At 71.2% G+C, this 21,034-nt stretch carries 15 protein-coding genes and 1 other RNA gene; 6 read left to right on the top strand and 10 right to left on the bottom strand.

The window, feature by feature from the left end; all coding sequences use genetic code 11:
- Nucleotides 1-37 precede the first annotated feature (37 nt).
- Nucleotides 38-1,003, bottom strand: a complete 966-nt coding sequence (locus OG878_RS24635; RefSeq protein ID WP_328888781.1) for a LysR family transcriptional regulator — start codon at nucleotides 1,001-1,003, stop codon at nucleotides 38-40.
- 84 nt (nucleotides 1,004-1,087) lie between these two features.
- On the opposite strand from OG878_RS24635, the gene OG878_RS24630 reads away from it, so the two are divergent.
- Entirely contained in the window at nucleotides 1,088-2,335 is a 1,248-nt protein-coding gene (locus tag OG878_RS24630; protein ID WP_443049162.1) for an MFS transporter, read from the top strand.
- Between the two features lie 75 nt (nucleotides 2,336-2,410).
- On the opposite strand, the gene ssrA is transcribed toward OG878_RS24630, so the two are convergent.
- From ssrA to ftsE, 5 genes are all read right to left on the bottom strand, one after another.
- Nucleotides 2,411-2,780, bottom strand: a transfer-messenger RNA (tmRNA) gene (ssrA, locus tag OG878_RS24625).
- 95 nt (nucleotides 2,781-2,875) lie between these two features.
- Entirely contained in the window at nucleotides 2,876-3,364 is a 489-nt protein-coding gene (smpB, locus tag OG878_RS24620; RefSeq protein ID WP_328888780.1) for an SsrA-binding protein SmpB, read from the bottom strand.
- Between the two features lie 18 nt (nucleotides 3,365-3,382).
- The gene (locus tag OG878_RS24615; protein ID WP_328888779.1) at nucleotides 3,383-4,579 is read right to left on the bottom strand and encodes a S41 family peptidase; all 1,197 of its coding nucleotides are present in this window, start codon (nucleotides 4,577-4,579) and stop codon (nucleotides 3,383-3,385) included.
- A 68-nt stretch (nucleotides 4,580-4,647) separates the two neighbouring features.
- Nucleotides 4,648-5,565 carry a permease-like cell division protein FtsX gene (gene ftsX, locus OG878_RS24610; RefSeq protein WP_328888778.1) on the bottom strand — a complete coding sequence of 306 codons (918 nt, stop codon included), beginning with the start codon at nucleotides 5,563-5,565 and terminating at the stop codon, nucleotides 4,648-4,650.
- A gap of 51 nt (nucleotides 5,566-5,616) precedes the next feature.
- Nucleotides 5,617-6,306 (bottom strand): cell division ATP-binding protein FtsE, encoded by a 690-nt coding sequence (ftsE, locus tag OG878_RS24605; protein ID WP_030922922.1) that lies wholly within the window; start codon nucleotides 6,304-6,306, stop codon nucleotides 5,617-5,619.
- Between the two features lie 269 nt (nucleotides 6,307-6,575).
- Here ftsE and OG878_RS24600 point away from each other — a divergent pair, with 269 nt between their 5' ends.
- A complete protein-coding gene (locus tag OG878_RS24600; protein WP_277326472.1) occupies nucleotides 6,576-6,779 on the top strand; it encodes a hypothetical protein in 204 nt (67 codons plus the stop codon).
- A gap of 135 nt (nucleotides 6,780-6,914) precedes the next feature.
- Here OG878_RS24600 and OG878_RS24595 read toward each other — a convergent pair whose 3' ends face one another.
- The 4 genes from OG878_RS24595 to OG878_RS24580 form a co-directional block, all read right to left on the bottom strand.
- Entirely contained in the window at nucleotides 6,915-7,793 is an 879-nt protein-coding gene (locus tag OG878_RS24595) for an LPXTG cell wall anchor domain-containing protein (RefSeq protein WP_328888777.1), read from the bottom strand.
- 406 nt (nucleotides 7,794-8,199) lie between these two features.
- Complete coding sequence (gene prfB, locus OG878_RS24590) at nucleotides 8,200-9,306, bottom strand: peptide chain release factor 2 (RefSeq protein ID WP_277326474.1); 1,107 nt, start codon at nucleotides 9,304-9,306, stop codon at nucleotides 8,200-8,202.
- A 146-nt stretch (nucleotides 9,307-9,452) separates the two neighbouring features.
- Nucleotides 9,453-10,691 carry a protein kinase domain-containing protein gene (locus OG878_RS24585; RefSeq protein ID WP_328888776.1) on the bottom strand — a complete coding sequence of 413 codons (1,239 nt, stop codon included), beginning with the start codon at nucleotides 10,689-10,691 and terminating at the stop codon, nucleotides 9,453-9,455.
- A gap of 211 nt (nucleotides 10,692-10,902) precedes the next feature.
- Nucleotides 10,903-12,564, bottom strand: a complete 1,662-nt coding sequence (locus OG878_RS24580; RefSeq protein ID WP_328888775.1) for a serine/threonine-protein kinase — start codon at nucleotides 12,562-12,564, stop codon at nucleotides 10,903-10,905.
- 514 nt (nucleotides 12,565-13,078) lie between these two features.
- On the opposite strand from OG878_RS24580, the gene OG878_RS24575 reads away from it, so the two are divergent.
- The 4 genes from OG878_RS24575 (at nucleotide 13,079) to OG878_RS24560 (ending at nucleotide 20,933) form a co-directional block, all read left to right on the top strand.
- Entirely contained in the window at nucleotides 13,079-16,978 is a 3,900-nt protein-coding gene (locus OG878_RS24575; protein ID WP_328888774.1) for an FHA domain-containing protein, read from the top strand.
- 286 nt (nucleotides 16,979-17,264) lie between these two features.
- Nucleotides 17,265-18,623, top strand: coding sequence for an ABC transporter substrate-binding protein (locus OG878_RS24570; protein WP_328888773.1), 1,359 nt, complete (start codon nucleotides 17,265-17,267; stop codon nucleotides 18,621-18,623).
- Nucleotides 18,624-18,627: 4 nt separating this feature from the next.
- Entirely contained in the window at nucleotides 18,628-20,013 is a 1,386-nt protein-coding gene (locus tag OG878_RS24565) for a carbohydrate ABC transporter permease (protein WP_328888772.1), read from the top strand.
- A complete protein-coding gene (locus tag OG878_RS24560) occupies nucleotides 20,010-20,933 on the top strand; it encodes a carbohydrate ABC transporter permease (protein WP_328888771.1) in 924 nt (307 codons plus the stop codon). Before OG878_RS24565 ends, OG878_RS24560 begins: the two co-directional genes overlap by 4 nt.
- Nucleotides 20,934-21,034 lie beyond the last annotated feature (101 nt).

The following is a 21,034-nucleotide window of genomic DNA, read 5'->3' as shown; positions in this document are numbered from 1 at the left end:
CTCCCGGGCACTCGTGACGACCGGGCCTGTCGCGCCCTCACGCCTGGGACATCAGCTCCAGATCACCCTCGGGAAGCCAGCTGCCGGGCGGCAGCTCCAGCCCTCGCTCCGTCGCCGTCACCCCCGCCGCGACCCGCCGCAGCACATCCACCCCCGGATGTTTCAGCCCCTTCCGCCACACCAGCGACACCGGTGACAGCGGTACGGGGTCGACCAGTGGCCGTACGACCATCCCCGGCACAGCGATGAACTCGGTGCTCGCCAGCACCGACCAGCCCTGCTTCCGCACCACCCGGACGAACTCCTCCTCCCCCACGATCTCCGGGAAGGGCGCCACCAGTTCGATCCCCCGCCCCGCGAACAGCCGCTCCGCAAGATCGGTCCACTCCGCCGTGGCCGGGTTGCCCGCCGCCGCGTACAGCCGCTCCCCCGCCAGCTCCGCCATCGGCACCCGGTCGAGCGACGCCAGCCGATGGTCGTCACGCAGCAGTACGGTCAGCCGCTCGAAACACACCGGCTGGTGTGCCAGCCCCGCCCGCACCGCCGGATCGAGGCCCGCGACCCGGCCGAAGGAGACGTCGAGCCGCCCCGCCAGGATCTCCGCCGCCGCTCCCGTCAGCCCGCTCAGATAGCGCGCCACGAACTCCATCCCCGGCGCCTCGCTCCGGGCCAGCCCGAGCAGCCGGTGCCCCGTACCGACCGGGGCGCTGATGTCGACCAGGAGCGGGCGCGTCTGCACCGCCCAGGCGGCACGCAGGTCGTCATGGGCGGCGATCACCCGGCGGGCGTGCGGCAGCAGCCGCTCCCCGTCGGAGGTGAGGGAGACCTGGCGGGTGCTCCGTACGAACAGCTCCGCCCCGAGCTCGCGCTCCAGCCGGCGGATGTCGCGGCTGAGCGCCTGCTGGGCGAGGTAGAGCCGGGCGGCGGCACGGGTGAAGTGCAGCTCCTCGGCGACTGCGACGAAGGCGCGCAGGAGCCGCGGATCGATATCGGAGGAGGTCACGGGCCCGAATTTACAACACAGGTGCGTGAATGGGTGCGGATCAGGTGTTGGACCGTGCGGGCCGGCCACCGCGAGGGTTGAACCATGCCGTACGACACTCCCACCACTCCCCTGCACGGCGTCTGCGGAGACATGCTGGTGATCGCCCCGCGCACCGGCGCCCCCGCACGCCGCGCCTCCACCAACCCGTACCGCCGACTGCTCGCCACCCCCGGTGCCCGCGCCTTCACAGTGGGCAACCTCATCGCCCGGCTGCCGATGGGGATGTTCAGCGTCAGCGCCGTCATCATGATCGCCGGGTCGCGCGGCTCGTACGCCCTGGCCGGGGCGGTCACCGCGACCGGACTCGCCGCGACCGCCCTGGTCGCCCCCTGGACGGCCCGGCTCGTCGACCGGTACGGCCAGGGCAGGATCGCCGTGCCCGCCACCGCGATCGCCGTCCTCGGCTCGCTCGCGCTGCTGCTCTGCGTGCACTACGACGCTCCGGCGTGGACGCTCTTCGCCGCCTACGCCGCGACCGCCACCACCCCCAACACCGGCGGCATGTCCCGCGCCCGCTGGGCCCATCTGCACCGCGGCGACCCGGCCGCCCTGCACACCGCGAACTCCTTCGAGCAGGCCGCCGACGAGCTGTGCTTCATGCTCGGCCCCGCCCTCGCCGCGTTCCTGTGCGCGGCGTTCTTCCCGGAGGCCGGGACGCTGACCGGCGCGATCCTGCTGATGACCGGCGTGCTCATCTTCGCCGCCCAGCGCGCCACGGAACCCCCGGTGGCGCCCCGCACCCGGGCGGGCTCCCCGCTGCGCACCCGCGGCATGCCCGCGCTGCTCGCCGTATTCCTCGCCACCGGTGCGGTCTTCGGCGCCATGGAGGTCGTCACGATCGCGCACGCCGGGGGCGCGATCCTGGCGCTCCAGGCGGGCGGCTCGTGCGTGGCGGGACTGGCGTACGGATCGCTGCGCCCGGCCGCGGACGTCCGGCGCCGGCTGCTGTGCTGCCTGGCGGGAATGACGGCGCTGATGTCCCTGCCACTGCTCGCCGCCTCCTCGGCCGATTCGCTCCTCGTGCTGGCCGCCAGCCTGCTCCTCGCGGGCGCGGCGACCGCGCCGACCATGGTCACCGGCATGACGCTGGTCCAACGGCTGACCCCCGAGGGCCAGTTGAACGAGGGCATGACGCTCTCGGTCACCGCGCTGCTGGGCGGGATAGCCGCCGGGTCGGCGACGGGCGGCTGGATGGTGGAGCACACGGGGACGGTGACGGGGTACGTCGTCCCGGTGTGCGCGGCGGGCCTCGCCCTGGCCGTCGCGGCGGCCGGGATCCGCCGGTCATGACCTCGGGAACGGAAGCCCGGACACGAACGAGGACCCCGCTGCCGGTGGGCAACGGGGTCCTCGTTCACATGGGAATTGTGGAGATGGCGGGAATCGAACCCGCGTCCAACGGTGCAGAATCAGGGCTTCTCCGTGTGCAGTTCGCTGCGCTTTTCTCGGCCCCGGAGATCACGCGAACAAGCCTCCGACAGGCCCAGCCACTGTTTGATTTCCTTCCAGGCCCCGTGACCGGGTCTAGAAGTTTAGATCCCTTGATGATGCCAGGATCCGGGTCGGGATCACCCCCGGGCTGACACTTCGCAAGTCGCTACTTAGGCAGCGAGGGCGAAGGAATCGCGCTTGGAATCGGCGATTATTGGTTGCGACATATGGTTTACGAGATCATTGTCGCTTCCTCGACACGCTTCCCCTGCTTCGACATCCGCTGTCGAAACCGATCATCCCCATGTTGTTTTTTCAAACGCGCACCCGCTGTGAGGTGCAGTGCCATCGTACGTGACCAACGCACGACGGTGCCAGCCTATTCCTGCCGGAGCGCGTTCAGGCGCTCCGCTGACGCCGCCGGGCCGCCGAGATCGCACGGTTCGTCTCCCGCAGGTCCTGCTTCTCCCGCAGCGTCTGCCGCTTGTCGAACTCCTTCTTGCCCTTGGCGAGCGCGATCTCGACCTTGACCCGGCCGTCCTTGAAGTACAGCGCGAGCGGCACGATCGTGTGCCCGGTTTCCTGCGACTTCGACTCCAGCTTGTCGATCTCGGCCCGGTGCATCAGCAGCTTGCGCTTGCGCTTGGCGGAGTGGTTGGTCCAGGTTCCCTGCACGTACTCCGGGACATGGATGTTGTGCAGCCACGCCTCGTGCCCGTCGATCTGCACGAAGCCGTCCACGAGCGAGGCCCGGCCCAGCCGCAGCGACTTGACCTCGGTGCCCATGAGCACGAGACCGCACTCGTAGGTGTCGAGGATGTGGTAGTCGTGCCGTGCCTTCTTGTTCTGCGCGATGAGCTTGCGCCCTGTGTCCTTTTCCTTAGCCATAGTGCGGCCATTTTCGCACTACGACCCACCCCCGAGGCCACTCAATACTGTCTCGCCCCGCTGCAGGGTCCCGGAGCTGACCGCGAGGTCCGGCGTGATGCCGTGCCCGTCGACGCTGCGGCCCGCCGGGGTGCGGTAGTGGCCGACGGTCAGCTCCGCGACCGAACCGCCCGCGAGCTTGCTGGGCATCTGCACGGAACCCTTGCCGAAGGTCCGCGAGCCGACGGTGACGGCGCGGCCCCGGTCCTGGAGGGCGCCGGTGAGCAGCTCGGCCGCGCTCATGGTGCCGCCGTCGACGAGCACGACGAGGGGGCGTACGGTGTCGCCGCCCGGCTCGGCGTAGAGGGCGCGCTGCTCGCCGTGCACGTCGTACGTGGCGACCAGCCCGCCGTCGAGGAACGCCGAGGCGGCGATCACGGCCTCGGTGACGAGACCGCCCGGATTGCCGCGGAGATCGAGCAGCACCCCGGCGCCCGCGGGGGCGCTCCGGACCGCGTCGCGGACCTTGGCGCCGGCGCCCTTGGTGAACGAGTCCACCTTGATCAGCACAGCTGCGGAGGAATCGGAACGGTCCGTTCCGAGCTGCTGGACGGTGACGGCCTCGGTGGTGAGCCGCGCGCGGGTCAGCATCAGCTTCCTCGTCGCGCCGGTGGCGCCGCGCTGGACCCCCAGGGCGACGGTGGTGCCCGCGGCAGCGTCCGTACGGTCCCCGCGCAGCAGGGCGACGACCTCGGAGACGGGACGCCGGTCCACCCGGTGGCCGTCGACCGTACGGAGCAGGTCCCCCTGCCGGATACCGGCCCGGTCGGCGGGGCCGCCCGGCTGGACCCGGGCCACCGCGACCAGTCCGTCGGCGGAGCGCTTCGCGGCCAGTCCGACGCCCGTGTACGAGCCGTCGAGGGCCTGCTCGAACTCCTCGTACTCCCGCTCGTCGTACACCGCGCCCCAGCGGTCCCCGCTGCGGCTGACGACCTCCTCGGCCGCCTCCGTACCGGACTTGCCGTCGGCCACCGCCTCGGCGGCGGCGTGGGCGACCGCGTCGCGGTCGGCGGTGGAGGCGACGGCGCGGGTCTTGAGCGAGGCGCCGCCGGCTCCGCCGCCCTGCGGCAGCGATCCGGTGGCCGCCGCGGTGGCCAGGACGCTCGCGAAGACCAATGTCAGAGCCGCCCCGCGGCCGAGACCGCGGGGCCCGGAACGGTGTACGGGGCCCGACATGGCGCTGAGTCTAGGACAACGCCCCGAGGGCGCACGGCCGGTTGGCCGTGCGCCCTACGGGGCGCTTGTCACACCTTCAGGTACTTGCGGAGCGCGAAGAGCGCAGCCACGGCGGGCATCAGCAGCCCGATCGCAAGGACCAGCGGCAGCTTGGTGAAGACCGCGTCCCAGCCGATGAAGTCGATCAGATTCAGCTTCGACTGGAGGGCCAGACCGCCGTCGATCAGGAAGTACCGCCCGGCCAGCAGCATGACGCAGGCGAGCACGCCGCCGATGAGCCCGGCGAAGGCGGCCTCCATGATGAACGGCATCTGGATGTAGAACCCGGATGCGCCGACCAGCCGCATGATGCCTGTCTCGCGACGTCGGCTGAACGCCGAGACGCGGACGGTGTTCACGATCAGCATCAGCGCAATGACCAGCATCAGCGCCATCACGAAGAGCGCGGCCACATTCATGCCGTTCATCAGCCCGAAGAGGTTGTCCAGGATGGATCTCTGGTCCTGGACGGACTGCACCCCGGCACGGCCCGCGAAGGCGGTGGCGACGACCTTGTACTTCTTCGGGTCGTGCAGCTTGACGCGGAACGACTCCTGCATCTGGTCCGGCGTGATGTTGCCGGCCATCGGCGAGTCGCCGAACTGCTCCTGGTAGTGCTTGTACGCCTGGTCTGCCGACTCGTAGCTGACCTTTTCGACGGCCTCCATCTTCCCGAGGTCGGCTTCGATCTCCTTCTTCTGCTCGGCGGTGACGGCGCCCTTGGCGCAGTTGGCCGCCGACTCCGCGTCGTTCTTGCTGCAGAGGAAGATGGAGACGTTGACCTTGTCGTACCAGTAGTCCTTCATCGTGCTGACCTGCTCGCGCATCAGCAGTGCGCCGCCGAACAGGGCGAGCGAGAGGGCGACGGAGACGACGACGGCGAAGGTCATCGTGAGATTGCGACGGAGACCGACGCCGATCTCCGACAGGACGAACTGGGCGCGCATGGCGTCCTTTCAGTACTCGATGCTCAGCGGGTCCGGCGCGGCCGGATCCGCTCAGTGCTGGTAACCGTAGACGCCGCGGGCCTGGTCGCGTACGAGACGGCCCTTCTCGAGCTCGATGACGCGCTTGCGCATCTGGTCGACGATGTTCTGGTCGTGGGTCGCCATGATGACGGTGGTCCCGGTCCGGTTGATCCGGTCCAGGAGCTTCATGATGCCCACGGAGGTCTGCGGGTCCAGGTTTCCGGTCGGCTCGTCCGCGATCAGCAGCATGGGACGGTTCACGAACGCCCGCGCGATCGCCACGCGCTGCTGCTCACCACCGGAGAGCTCACCGGGCATCCGGTCCTCCTTGCCGCCGAGGCCGACGAGGTCGAGGACCTGCGGTACGGCCTTGCGGATCTCACCGCGCGGCTTGCCGATCACTTCCTGGGCGAACGCCACGTTCTCCGCGACGGTCTTGTTGGGGAGCAGCCGGAAGTCCTGGAACACCGTGCCCAGCTGGCGGCGCATGTGCGGCACCTTCCAGTTGGACAGGCGCGCGAGGTCCTTGCCGAGGACATGGACCATGCCCTGGCTGGCACGCTCTTCGCGCAGGATGAGTCGCATGAAGGTGGACTTGCCGGAGCCGGAGGAGCCCACCAGGAAGACGAACTCGCCCTTCTCGATATCGAGAGACACATCCCGTAGAGCGGGACGGCTCTGCTTCGGGTAGGTCTTGGAGACGTTGTCGAATCGGATCACGGATGCACCACGGTCGGCCGGGAGTAGGTGTGCGTGACCATACGCGAACCGGACTGAGCCGTGCAGGCGCGCGTCCAGTGATGGGCGATTTATGGCGGAACGGAACCATGCCTGGACACTGCAGGAACCGGAACGGACCGGGCGTTGTCCGGCGGGCCGCGCCGAAATCCGCCCGAGCTGGCACAGTGGAGGGGGAACGGATGCGTTTCCATGAGCGTTGTGCGGAGAGAACGCGTATGCGGCTCCGCCGCGCGGGAGGAGGAAAGCGCATGACCTATGACCGATTGGTGTGCGCAAACTGCGCGGCGCCCGTGAACGAGGGGCGGTGCCCGGTGTGCCGGGCAAGCCGCGCACGGCTGCAGCAGCAGGAAGAGCAGCAGGGACTCTTCGCGGGCCTGAGCCCGGCGATGCTGATCGCGCTGATGGTGGTGCTGGTGGCGGCACTGGCACTGCTGGCGCACCAGACCGTATGACCGTGTAGCTGTCTGTAGCCACCCCGCTCGGCGGAGTGAGTACGTGAGCAGGTGCGTACACAGAGGGGCCCGGGACGCCGATCGGCTGTCCCGGGCCCTTCTGTGCGTTCAGGCACACCTGCCGGCCATCGGGCCTCAGGCGGCCGTACGGCCGCCGTTCACCAGGCGAGGCAGGATACGGAAGCCGATGCCACCCGCGATCATCGTCGCGGCACCGAGCAGCAGGAACGAGGTCTCGGCCGCACCGGTCTCGGCGAGCTCGTCCTTGCCCTTGCCCTGCTCGACCGGCTGGTTGCCGACCGAGTCGGTGTCGGTGTTGTCCGCGCACTCGGCACCGTCGAGGTCGACGGTGCAGGTGTTGGCGCCACCGTCGTCGCCACCGGTGGAGGTGCTGCCGGAGGTACCGGAGCCGCCGTTGCCGCCACCGTTGCCGTTGGCACCACCGTTGCCGGAGTTTCCACCGTTGCCGGAGTTTCCACCGTTGCCGTTGGTCTCGCCCGTGGCGGTCGTCTCACCCGTGGCAGTGGTCTCGCCCGTGGCGGTCGTCTCGCCCGTGGCGGTCGTCTCACCCGTGGCGGTCGTCTCACCCGTGGCAGTGGTCTCACCCGTGGCAGTGGTCTCGCCCGTGGCGGTCGTCTCACCCGTGGCAGTGGTCTCGCCCGTGGCGGTCGTCTCGCCCGTGGCGGTCGTCTCACCCGTGGCGGTCGTCTCACCCGTGGCGGTCGTCTCACCCGTGGCGGTCGTCTCACCCGTGGCGGTCGTCTCACCGGTCTGACCCTGGTCGACACCGCCCGGGTCGCCACTCGTCGCGCCGTTGTCGCCGTCGCTGTCTCCCTGGATACCCAGGCCGACGTTGAGACCGTCCTCGTTGGCCTCGGCCTTGGCGGAGATACCGCCGATGTTGACACCGATACCCACGGCCTGCGCCGCACCGGCCGCGGTCAGCGAGGCGCCCGCGGCAATAACCGCGCCCGCGGCTATCCGCGCGACGCGGACTCGCGTCTTCTTGGTCATCTGCTGCTACCCCCAGTAGCTGTTCTCGTCAATGGAGCAGCCATATGCGGGCTCACGGCTCTGCCAGGGGTTGCGCTCTCGGCCTGCCGGGCCACATCGTGCCGTAGCCAAGCCGCCCTCCCCCGTCCACACCCGTCCCGGACATACGCATGCTGCAGTAGCACCCTGTCCAGAGTTAAGGACTACGTCAAGCCCGTTCCATGCAATGTGCACCGTTTTGCGAGCAGTTGACCGCCATTCAGAATCACGACTGTGACGCACTCACCACGGGGCCTACGCAACTCGGTGCCCCAACTCCCCTTCGGCGCGAAGGAATTCCGCACACGCCACGGCGGCACCCGGTACCGAAAACGGCGGTGCCGGAACCCCGTGGGGCTCCGGCACCGCCGTACACACGAACCGTCTGCTACTTCTCGCGCTGCTTGCGCCAGCGGATGCCCGCCTCCAGGAAGCCGTCGATCTCGCCGTTGAAGACCGCTTCCGGGTTGCCGATCTCGAACTCCGTACGCAGGTCCTTGACCATCTGGTACGGGTGCAGGACGTACGAACGCATCTGGTTGCCCCAGGAGTTGCCGCCGTCGCCCTTGAGCGCGTCCATCTTGGCCTGCTCCTCCTGGCGGCGGCGCTCGAGGAGCTTCGCCTGCAGGACGTTCATCGCGGACGCCTTGTTCTGGATCTGCGAGCGCTCGTTCTGGCAGGAGACGACGATGCCGGTCGGCAGGTGGGTCAGACGCACCGCGGAGTCGGTCGTGTTGACGCCCTGACCACCGGGGCCGGAGGAGCGGTACACGTCGACGCGCAGCTCGGACTCGTCGATCTCGATGTGGTCGGTCTGCTCGACGACCGGCAGTACCTCGACACCCGCGAAGGACGTCTGGCGGCGCCCCTGGTTGTCGAAGGGCGAGATCCGGACGAGCCGGTGGGTGCCCTGCTCGACGGAGAGCGTGCCGTAGGCGTACGGAACCTGCACGGCGAAGGTGGTCGACTTGATGCCGGCCTCTTCCGCGTACGACGTCTCGTAGACCTCGGTCTTGTAACCGTGCCGCTCGGCCCAGCGGATGTACATGCGCTGGAGCTTCTCGGCGAAGTCGGCGGCGTCGACGCCACCGGCCTCGGCACGGATGTTGACCAGCGCCTCACGGGCGTCGTACTCGCCGGAGAGGAGGGTGCGGACCTCCATCTCGTCGAGCGCCTTCTTGACGGACTCCAGCTCGCGCTCGGCCTCGGCGAGGGTGTCGGCGTCCCCCTCGTCCTCGGCGAGCTCGAAGAGAACCTCAAGATCGTCGATACGGCCGCGGAGGGCCTCGGTCTTGCGGACCTCGGCCTGGAGGTGCGAAAGCTTGCTGGTGATCTTCTGCGCCGCCTCCGGGTCGTCCCAGAGGGACGGCGCCGCCGCCTGCTCCTCGAGCGCGGCAATGTCCGCCCTCAGCGCATCCAGGTCCAGGACGGCCTCGATCGACCCCATGGTCGAGGAGAGGGACTTCAGCTCTTCGGAAATATCGACGACTGCCACGGGTCCAGCGTAACGGCTGTCGGCGCGGACCAGTCCCGGGCTGCTTGATCACGGGTCCGGAATCCTCGGGTACGGGACCGCCGGGCCGCCCGGTGGTCCCGTACACAGGGTGTCTCCGGGACCACCGGGGCCGGACTTCCGGAGACCTACGGCACCGCCGGTGCGGAGTTCCCCGAGTCCTGCGGTGTCGCGTCCGCGTCATTGCCGCTCAGGGCCAGCCAGCCGCCCACCCCCAGGGCGGCGCACAGCACGAGCGCCGCCGCGCCGAGCGTGATGCGGCGCTTGCGGATGGCGGCCGACTTGTTGCGGGCCGAGCCGGGGCGGGGCCGGCCGGGGGTGCGCGGGGCGCGGGCCGTGCCCAGGGGCCCGCCGGAGAGCTCGTCGGGGGCCGGGACGCGCATGCTCGTGTGGGTGTCCCGGTTGGAGTCCGGGGACGCGCCGGGGACCAGGGGGACCGCGCCGCGGCGGCGTGGTTCCTCGGAGGCGGGGCCGTACTGCTGCTCGTCGTAGGACTGCGGTTCCGGTTCGGCGTCCGGCTCGTCGACGTCCAGAGGCGGGATGCCGGCCAGGTGCGGGAGCTGCTCGCGCAGGCGGGCGGCGAGCTCGGAGGCGCGCAGGCGGGACGCCGGGGCCTTGGCCAGGCACTGCACCAGGAGCTGCCAGAGCTCGTCGGGGATGCCGGGGAGCGGAACGACCGTCTCCGTGACATGGCGGCGCAGCACGGCGCCCGGGTGGCCGCCGCCGAAGGGTGTGAAGCCCGCAAGGAGCTCGTACAGCACCGTCGCCAGGGCGTAGATGTCCACGGCGGCGCGCGGCGGAAGCCCCTCGACGATCTCGGGGGCCAGATAGTCCGGCGTGCCGATGATCTTCGTGGCCTTCGTGCGGCGCGGGGTGTCGATGAGCTTCGCCACACCGAAGTCGGTGAGCAGCGCCGGGTGCGAGCCGCCGGGACCGAGCGGGCCCTCCATGTCGAGCAGGATGTTCTCCGGCTTGACGTCGCGGTGGACCACTCCGGCGGCGTGCGCGGCGGCGAGGCCGTCGGCGATGTCCGCGACGATCGCGACCGCCGCCTCGGGCGCGAGGCGGCGCTCCCGGTCGAGGCGGGTGCGCAGATCCGTGCCGCGTACGAGATTCATGACCAGCGCCAGGTCGTTGCCGTCCACGACGAGGTCGCGGACGCCGACGATGTGCGGATGGTCGAGCCCCAGCAGCGCGGTGCGCTCCTGGACGAAGCGTCCGACCAGCTCCTGGTCGGACGCGAGGTCCTCGCGGAGGAGCTTTATGGCTACGGGGCCCTCAGGACCCTCGCCGAGCCAGACCGTGCCGGCGCTGCCGCGCCCCAGGATCTGGTGGGCGGTGTACCGGCTGCCGATATTCCGTGCCAAGACTGCTCCCTCAGCGGCTGGCGATGGACCGTCGCTCATGACCCCCGGTCGACAAAGTTACGCGTCGATCGGGGTGTTGCGCGCCCTGGATGGCGCCAACCTTCACTTCTACGGGCGAATTGACCCGTAGAAGTCGACAAAGCAACGTAGTTGGCGGTGCGAGGCCGCCCGGCCGATGGTCCGCGCCGTCCCGGCCGAGGTCCGGGTCCGCTCAGTTGGAGCCGCTGCCGCCCAGCTTCGAGAGCCAGTCCGTGGCGGCCGAGATCCCGTCGCCGATCGCCTGCCAGTAGCTCTTGCCCTGGGCCACCCAGTCCTGCAGCGGCGTCAGTTCCCAGATGAGCCAGCTCGCGACGAACAGCAGCACCAAGGTGAACAGACAGCCCTTGAGGCAGCCGAGGCCCGGGATCTTCGTCGGGTTGGCACTGCGCTGCCGCGGCTCGCGGGGCTGGCGCGGCGCCGGCTGCTGAGGCGGCTGCGTCTGCGGGGGCGCGTACTGCTGGCGCTGCGGCTGCTGGCGCTGCGGCTGCTGGGGGTACTGCTGGTGTTGCGGGTACTGCTGCTGCTGCGGATACGGCTGCTGGTACTGCGGCTGTTGCTGCTGACGGCGCTGCGGAGGCTGCTGCGGCTGCTGGCGCTGAGGGCGGCGGCGCAGCGGGTCCTGGCTCGGATCGAGGTACTGGACCTGTGTCTGCTCGTTGCGGTCGCGGGCCGCCTGCAGCTGGGACTGCCACGGGTGCGGGCCCTCGGGCTGCGGCGGACCGTCGGGGCGCTGCGGTACGGGCGGCATGACCGCGGTCGGGTCGGCGTACCCGCCCTGTCCCTGTCCGTACCCCTGGCCCTGGCCCTGGCCGGGGGCGTGGTTCATCACGCTGGTCGCCGCGTTCGGGTCGTACGCACCCGCATTGCTCGGCAGCACCTGTGTCGGGTCGGCCGCACCCTGGGTCCCCGGGACCGCCGGGGGCGCCGGGTCGGGGGCGAGCAGGGCGCCCACGCCGTCGGCGGCCGCGATCTGCGCCGAGTTCGCATGCACACCGATGCCGGCCGCGACGGTACGCAGTCCGCGGGCCAGGTTCTCGGCGCTGGGCCGCCGGTCCGGGTCCTTGCTCAGGCAGCGCTCGATGACCGTCCACAGCGGCGCCGGGACGGTGGTGGGGCGGCGGGGCTCCTCGCTGAGGTGCCGCTGCAGCACTTCGAGGGCGGTGCCGCCGGCGAACGGCGGGCGTCCGGTGACCAGCTCGTACAGCAGGATGCCCGCGCCGTAGATGTCGACCGCAGACGTCTGCGGGCGGCCCTCGGCGGACTCCGGCGCCACATAGGCGGGCGTGCCGACGAACTCATGCGTCCGGGTCAGCCCCGGGGAGTCGGCGAGCCGGGCGATGCCGAAGTCGGTGAGCATCGGATGCATCTGGCCGTCGCGCTCGGACAGCAGGACGTTGGCGGGCTTCAGGTCGCGGTGGACGACACCGTCGGCGTGACTGGCGGCCAGCGCGTCCGCGATCTGCGCGGTGAGGAGCGAGGCGGCGACCGGGGTGAGCGGGCCGTTCTCGCGGAGGTAGCGGTGCAGGTCGGGGCCGTCGACCAGGTCCATCACCAGGGCGAGGAGATCGCCCTCCACGACCAGGTCGCGGGTGCGCACGATGTTCTCGTGGGTGAGCCGCAGCAGCACGGAGCGCTCACGCAGGAACCGCATCACGACATCCGCGTCGTTGGCGAGCTCCTCCTTGAGAACCTTGATCGCCACGGTCTCGCCGGGCTGGCCCGCGACGGCCGCTTCGGAACCCGCGGTCTCCCGCTGGCGGGCGCGCCAGACGGTGCCCGTGGCGCCGCGTCCCAGCGGCTCCTCGAGCAGGTACTTGCTGCCTACCGGCCGCACGTCATGCGCTCCCTGCTGATCGTGGTGCTTGCGGTCCCCCGGGGACCGCCCAGGAGTTTCCGGCCCACTCTAATGCCGCTCCATGGCCTTCGAACGGGACACCGGCACGTCGTTCCCGGGTCGTCGACGGCGGGTGATCCGTCGTGCCCGGAACGTGCGGTTCGTCGTGCCCGGAGGAAGACGCGTGCACCGGTCGGATGGTTGCCGCAATGTAGCCGCACACCTGTGCTCAGGGCTGCTTCCGGCCGACCGGCCGACTCCGGTGCACCGCTGTGGAGGACGGCCCAAGCAGGCACTTTTGGGCCCACAGCCGACCTTTCAAGATCAATTCAAGGTGGCCCCCGGGCGTGTCGTCAGTGGCAGGTGCGAGGATGCCTCCAGCACGGAACCGTGGGGGCGGGAGCCCCGCGGTACGTGACGACCTGTACCGGACGACGCGTCCGTGCCGGGTGGGGGGAATCACAGGGCGTTTCCCCCTGCCGGGCACCCCGCGCAGAAGGGACCGCTGACGGCGATGCAGATCCGCCTGACCGTCCTCGCGCCGCGCAGCGGCCAGACCCCGGCGCGCGCCTGTGACGTGCTCGTCACCGCCCCCGCGGGGACGGCCCTGGCCGCCGTGGCCTCCAACCTGGCCGCAGCCGTCTCCGGGCCCGACGGCTCGCTGGGCACCGGTGCGGTGGTGCTGTTCGCCGGACGCGAGCGGCTCGACGCCCAGCGGTGCGCGCTGGGTGAGCCGCCGCTGGTCGACGGGGCGGTGCTGTCGCTCCAGGCCCCGGGCGACGACGAGACGGTGGACGATGCCGTTCCGGCGCAACTCCACGTGGTCGCGGGACCCGATGCGGGCGGCGTCCATCTGCTGCACGGCGGACAGATCCGGATCGGCCGCTCCGCCGACGCGGACGTCCCGCTCGACGACCCCGATGTGTCCCGGTTGCACGCCGCGGTGACGGTCTCCGAGGACGGCCAGGTCTCGGTCACCGACCTGGGCTCGACGAACGGCACCTCGCTGGACGGTACGGAGGTCCTCGACCGCCCGGTCCGGCTGAAGCCGGGTGCGCTGCTGCGACTCGGCGAATCGACGCTCCGGCTGACGGCGGGGGCGCGTACACCGACGCTGGCCACGGCACCGGACGGCGAGGGCCATCTGCGGGTGCCCCGGACGGCCGGAGACCTCCCGGAGGAGCCGGGGCCGGACGTACGCCGGGATGCGCCGTCGGATCCGCGGCCGGACGGGCACGGGTACGGCTCCGGGCATGCGTACGGCACCGCCGTCCCGCCCGGCTTCGGGCCCGGCGAGGGTGTCGCGCACGCGTACGGGAGCGGGGCACCGGCCGAGGCCGGTGGCCGGGGCGGGCGCCCCGATGTCCGGCGCGGCGGGATAGGAGCCTGGGCACGCAGGCTGGCGGGTAACAAGGGCGAGCCGGTGCACGAGGCCGCGCCCGACGAGACGGGACCGACGGGCCGGCCGGTCGGGACCGCGTCGTCGTCGACGGCTTCACGCTCCTCGTCCTCCTCGTCGCCCGAGGAGACATGGCCCGATCCGGCGGCCGTGCTGCTGACCGCGCTCGGACCCGGTCCGAGGCTGTGGGAGCGCTCCGCCGCGCACCCGGAGGCGCTGGTGGTCCGGCTCGGCACCACCGACCGGGCCGAGCTGCCCGCCGTGCCGGTGACCGTGGGGCTGCGGGAGGCCGGTTCGCTCGGGCTCGCCGGACCGCGGGAACGGCTGGCCGGGCTCGCCCGTTCGATAGTCGCCCAGCTTGCCGCACTGCACTCCCCGGCCGACCTGGAGATCGTCCTCATCAGTACGGACCGCGCCCGCAGCGCGGACGAGCGCAGGCGCGCGTGGGCCTGGCTCGGCTGGCTCCCCCATCTGCGGCCGATGCACGGCCAGGACTGCCGGCTGCTGCTGGCGTACGACCGGGAACAGGCCACCGCCCGTACGACGGAGCTGGTGCGCCGGCTGGACGACGGACCGCTCGGCACCGGCTGGGCCGGCGTCGACCGGGGCACGGTCGCCGAGGCCGCCCGGCGGTACGCGGGACCGCACACCGTGGTGATCGTCGACGGCGACCCCGGCTCCGCGGTGCTGCGCGAGACCACGGCCCGGCTGGCCGCCGCGGGCGCCGCGGCCGGGATCCATCTGATCTGTCTGGCCGAGACCCCGGCCGCGTCGCCCACCTCGCCGGTCGCGGCGACGTACGAGGCGGCCTGCCATGCGTCGATCGCGTTCCGCCAGTGCGGGGCGGTGGCGATGCTGAGCGGCGATGTGGCGACGGCACTGCGGCTGCTGCGCACAGCGGGCGGGCAGGCCGCGGGGCACGGCACGGTGGCCGCGGTGGACGCGGTGTCGGCGGCCTGGGCGGAACGGTTCGGGCGGGCGCTGGCCCCGTTGCGCACGGAGGCTACGGCGACGGCACCCGGCCGGCCGGTGGTGGCCGCCCTCCCGCCGTCCGCCCGCCTGCTGGACGAACTGGGCCTCGCCAGGGCCACCCCGGCCTCGCTGATGGCCCGCTGGGCCTCGACGTCGGACGACCAGCCGGGGGCGACGGTCCATGGGCTCGGCAGCATCCAGGTGCCCCCCGTCGGCGCCCACGATTCGGGCCGCACCCCGTACCCGGCCTCCGGCCCACGCGTGGGCGCCCAGCGCACGGCCGGCAGCGGCGGACCGGGCGGCCCGTTGCCTCCCGCGCACCCGGCTGCCCGCGAGGCGGACGACGTGTACGGATCGGGGCGCACGCCGTACCCGGGCAGCGACCCGTATCCCGGCACGGGCAACGACACGCATGCGGGCACGCCGAGGCATACGCCGGCACGTGGCGAGGACGGCCTGTCCGGCACCGGATCGGGGCGCACCCTCCACCCGGGCACGGACACCCCGTACCCCGGGACGGACACCCCCGGCAGCGGACGCACCCCGTACCCCGGCACCGAACCGTCACCGTCGGGACGCACGCCCTACCCCGGCAGCGCCCCGTCCGGGTCGAGCCGCACCCCGTACCCGCGGACAGACCCCGACTCCGGACGCACCCCCTACCCGGGGACGGACACCCCCGGCAGCGGACGCACCCCCTACCCCGGCACCGAACCGTCACCGTCGGGACGCACGCCCTACCCGGGGACGGTCACCCCGGACTCCGGCCGCACGCCGTACCCGGGTGGAGACCCGTCCGTCTCGGGCCGCACCCCGTACCCCGCCGCTCCCCGCATCGGCGCGCAGCGCGATGAGTGGGCCGGTGCCGATACGTCCAGCTCTCGCACCGCCCCGGGGCGAGCCGTGAGCCGCGTGAACGGGGACCGCAGCGGTGACGCGCCGCAGGTCGCTGTTCGGGCGGCCGGGGCCGGGAGTCCGGACCGGGCCGGTGAAGCCGCCCCGGCCCTCGCCGCGCGGCCCATCGTTGTTCTCGGGGCCGGGCCCCGGGGTGCGCTCAGTGTCGATCTGGCCGACGAGGGGCCTCATCTCCTCATCGAGGGCCCGGCCGGCAGCGGACGTACCGAGTTGCTGCGCACCGTGGCCGCCTCGCTCGCAGCCGCCGCGCGGCCCGACCGGCTCGGCATTCTGCTCGTCGACGGCGCCGGTGGCGAGCGCGGCGAGAGCCTGCGGCCCTGTACCGAACTCCCGCATGCGTTCATGCACTTGACGGCGTCCGATCCGGTGCGGATGCGCGAGTTCGCCCAGGCGCTGGGCGGCGAGCTGAAGCGGCGGGCCGAGCTGCTCGGGCGGTTCGACTTCGACGACTGGCACGCCCGGCACGAGGTCGCACAGCGGATGGTCGGTCAGCGGGCGCCGAGCGCCGCCGAGCAGCGCGGTGATCTGGACTCGGCGATGAGCGGCACGCTCCGGTTGCGGCCCGCCGCCGCGCGGTCCGTCGATCCCGGTCCGTCGCCGCTGCCCCGGCTCGTCGTGCTCGTCGACGACTTCGATGCGCTGGTCGCACCCGCGCTCGGCAGCCCCGGCCGGCCCGCCGCCGGTTCGGTCGTCCGGGCACTGGAGGCCGTCGCGAGGGACGGCGGCCGGCTGGGCGTGCATCTGGTCGCGACGTCCGCCCGTCCCGACCGCACGGAGGACACCGAGCTGGCCCATGGGGCGCGGCTGCGGGTGGTGCTCGACGCGCCCGTCGTGCCGCCGTCGCCGGAGGACCCGGCGCCCGGCCGCGGAAGGCTGGGGCATCCGGACGGGCGGGTGACGCCGTTCCAGGGCGGCCGCGTGACAGGCCGCATTCCCCGTACCGCAACACTTCGCCCCACCGTCGTCCCGCTGGAGTGGGAGCGGATGGGCGACCCGCCCACCCGGCGCCCGGTCCGTGAGCTCGGCAACGGGCCGACGGACCTGGCGCTGCTGGCCAGCGCGCTGGACCGGGCGGCCCGTTCGGTGAACGCCGAGCGAATAGCTCCGCTCGTGCCTCACCACTCCTGAGGCGTCCTCACCACTCCTGAGGCGCCCTCGGCCCTCACCGGCTGCCGCCGTCCCTCACCGGGCGTGCCCGATCCTTCGGGCACGCCCGGCGACCGAGCGTGCCTGACTTCACGTCACGAGCCCATCACGATCAATGAGTTGACGTGGAAAGCGGTATTGCGGCGCCCGCGCACCGGGCGTAGGACTGTGTGCGCACAGGAGCACACACGCAGATACAGAGACGGGCGCAGGCACACGGACACCAGCCCTCACGTACGGGCACGCGCACGGAAGAGACGGGGCACGAATGCGCACAACGCTTCGGATTCGCAGGGCCGCCATGGTCTTCACCGCCATCGGCGCACTGGCCCTCACCGGCTGCGGTGACGACGGCGGCAGCGGGAAGGAAAAGGCGGGCGGGAGCTCCGGGGAGACCCCTTCGGGCGTCGCACTGCCCAAGCTGGACGGCGAGAAGATCTCGGTCGCGGCCGTCTGGACCGGCCCCGAACAGGCCAACTTCGTGAAGGTCCTCAAGGAGTTCGAGAAGCGCACGGGTGCCACGGTCACCTTCGTTCCCGCGCAGGACCCGATCGTCAACTTCCTCGGTACGAAGATCGCGGGCGGTCAGCCGCCGGACGTTGCGATGATCCCTCAGGTCGGCGCGATCAAGCAGGCCGTGGAGAAGAAGTGGGCCAGGCCGGTCGGCGCCGACGCCAAGGCCCAGCTGCAGAAGAACTACTCGAAGGTCTGGCAGGACCTCGGCTCGGTGGACGGCACCCAGTACGGCGTCTACTTCAAGGCCGCCAACAAGTCCCTGATCTGGTACAACGCCAAGGCGTTCGAGAACGCGGGGGCGAGCGAGCCGAAGACCTGGAAGGACTTCCTGACGACGGCCGAGACGGTCTCCGCCTCGGGTGTCACCCCGGTCTCGGTCGGCGGGGCGGACGGCTGGACCCTCACCGACTGGTTCGAGAACATCTACCTCTCCCAGGCCGGCCCGGAGAAGTACGACCAGCTGGCCCAGCACACCATCAAGTGGACGGACCCGTCCGTCAAGGACGCGCTGACCACGCTCGCGCAGCTCTTCGGCAAGCCGTCCCTGATCGCAGGCGGTGCCGACGGTGCGCTGCAGACGGAGTTCCCGGCCTCGGTCACCCAGACGTTCACCGGTGGGGACCAGCCCAAGGCAGCCATGGTCTTCGAAGGCGACTTCGTCGGCATCAACATCGCCCAGACCAAGGCGAAGATCGGCACGGATGCCAAGGTCTTCCCGTTCCCGGCGGTCGGCGCCGAGTCCCCCGTGGTGACGGGTGGCGACGCGGCGGTGGCCCTGAAGGACGGCAAGGGTGCCCAGGCCCTGCTGACCTGGCTGTCCTCGACGGATGCGGCGAAGATCTGGGCCGAGCAGGGCGGATTCATCTCGCCGAACAAGGCCCTGGACACCGCCGCGTATCCGAACGAGGTGCAGCGCACCATGGCGAAGGCGCTGATCGCGGCAGGTGACGCCGTCCGGTTCGACATGTCCGACCAGGCCCCGCAGTCGTTCGGCGGGACACCCGGGAAGGGCGAGTGGAAGACCCTCCAGGACTTCCTGAAGAACCCGAAGGACATCGCGGGGACCCAGGCGAAACTGGAGTCCGACGCGGCCAAGGCGTACAAGAGCTGACGGGATGACGACAGCGGCAGCGGGGGGCGCCGAGACGGCGCCCCCCGCCGACAAGCGTCTCCCTGAGCGCTCCGAGCGCTCCCGGTCACCGCGCCCCCGCAGGAGTGTGACCGGCACCCGGAAGGCCGTCGCAACGGTGTTCCTGCTGCCCGCACTGGTCCTGCTCGGCGCTCTCGTGGTCTATCCGATCGTGTACTCCGTCTACCGGTCGTTCTTCGACCAGGCGGGTACGGGCTTCGCCGGTCTCGGCAACTACAAGGCGCTGTTCACGGACGACACCATCCGTACGGCGGTCAAGAACAACGCGATCTGGGTCGTCTTCGCGCCGACGGTCTCCACCGCGCTCGGGCTGATCTTCGCGGTGCTGACCGAGCGGATCCGCTGGGGTACGGCGTTCAAGCTGATCGTCTTCATGCCGATGGCCATCTCGATGCTGGCCGCGGGCATCATCTTCCGGCTGGTGTACGACCAGGCCCCGGAGCGCGGGGTCGCCAACGCCGTATGGGTGGGTGTGCACGACACGTTCGCCGAGTCGGCCGGCTATCCGAACGCCCACCCGCTGCCGGTCCACCCTCTCGAGGCGGGTGGCGGCGGATCGTTCGTCACGAAGGTGCCGGTCCGGGCCGGCGAACCGGTCTCCCTGCCACTGGTCGGTGTGGCCCCCGCGAAGATGCCGGCCGACGCGAAGCCCGCGAAGGCCGCACCGACGGAGCCCGGGAAGATCACCGGCACCGCGTGGCTGGACTTCACCAAGGGCGGTGGCGGCAAACCCAATGTCATCGACACCCAGGAGCTCGGCCTGAGGGGCCTCGAGGTCGAGGCGGTCCGGGACGGCAGGACGGTCGCCTCGGCGACAGCGGCGGCGGACGGCACGTTCACCCTGCCCGGATCCGCCGACGGCGCCCTGCTGCGGCTCCCCGCGTCGAACTTCAAGGAGCCGTACAACGGCGTCGACTGGCTCGGACCGACGCTGGTGACGCCGGGGATCATCGGCAGCTACGTCTGGATGTGGGCGGGATTCGCGATGGTGCTGATCGCGGCGGGGCTTGCCGGGCTGCCGCGTGAACTCCTCGAAGCGGCACGGGTGGACGGCGCGAACGAGTGGCAGGTGTTCCGCCGGATCACGGTGCCGATGCTCGCGCCCGTGCTCGCGGTCGTCCTCGTCACACTGATGATCAACGTCCTGAAGATCTTCGACCTGGTATTCATCATCGCCCCGGGCTCCTCCCAGGACGACGCGAACGTCCTGGCGCTTCAGCTGTACCGGTCCTCGTTCGGCACGGACGCGGACCTGGGGATCGGCAGCGCCATCGCCGTACTCCTGCTGCTGCTGGTCATCCCGGTGATGATCTTCAACATCAGGCGAATCCGGAAGGAGGGGCGCCGATGACCACCCCGTCGACCACGGCCGCGGCCACCCGCACGCCCACGGCCACGGCCACCGGAGCGGTGCAGGCGAAGCAGTCCCTCGGCGCACGGATCGCGGCTCGCGCCGGAGGCGGTGCGATGCGGGTCTTCCTCGTCCTGGTGGGCCTGTTCTGGCTGATGCCGACCATCGGCCTGCTGCTCTCCTCGCTGCGCAGCGGTGACCAGATCGCGGCAACCGGCTGGTGGAAGGTCTTCACCGCCCCGTCCCAGCTCACCTTCGACAACTACTCCCGCCTGCTGGACAATTCGACCATCACGCACTCGCTTCTGAGCACGGTGCTGATCACGGTCCCGGCGACGGTCCTCGTCGTGGTGATCGGCTCACTCGCCGGGTACGCGTTCGCGTGGATGGACTTCCCGGGTCGCGACTGGTGGTTCCTGCTGGTCGTCGGGTTGCTCGTGGTCCCGGTCCAGGTCGCTCTCGTACCGGTCTCCAAGCTCTTCGGCGAGATCGGGATCTTCGAGACGACCCTGGGCGTGATCCTCTTCCACACGGCGTTCGGTCTGCCCTTCGCGATCTTCCTGCTGCGGAACTTCTTCGCGGAGATCCCGCGCGAGCTCCTGGAGGCGGCCCGGCTCGACGGGGCGGGTGAGATCCGGCTCTTCACCCGGGTCGTGATGCCGCTGGGCGGTCCGGCGATCGCCTCGCTCGGGATCTTCCAGTTCCTCTGGGTGTGGAACGACATGCTGGTCGCACTGATCTTCGCGGACTCCGACTCCCCGCCGATCACCGTGGCGTTGCAGCAGCAGGTACGGCAGTTCGGCAACAACATCGATGTGCTGGCGCCCGGCGCCTTCGTGTCGATGGTGATTCCGCTCGCGGTGTTCTTCGCCTTCCAGCGCCAGTTCGTGTCGGGGGTGATGGCGGGCGCGGTCAAGTAGGTACGCCCCGCACGCCGCGCCGACCCCGCCGGAATCGATCATCCGTCGCACGGCCGGCCACACGCCACACAGATGTACGTCAACGTGGGGCGAGCCTCGTT

The organism is Streptomyces sp. NBC_00316, assembly GCF_036158715.1.
GTDB lineage: Bacteria > Actinomycetota > Actinomycetes > Streptomycetales > Streptomycetaceae > Streptomyces.
The sequence above is the reverse complement of the archived record's forward strand: the minus strand, read 5'-3'. Positions and strand labels throughout refer to the sequence as shown.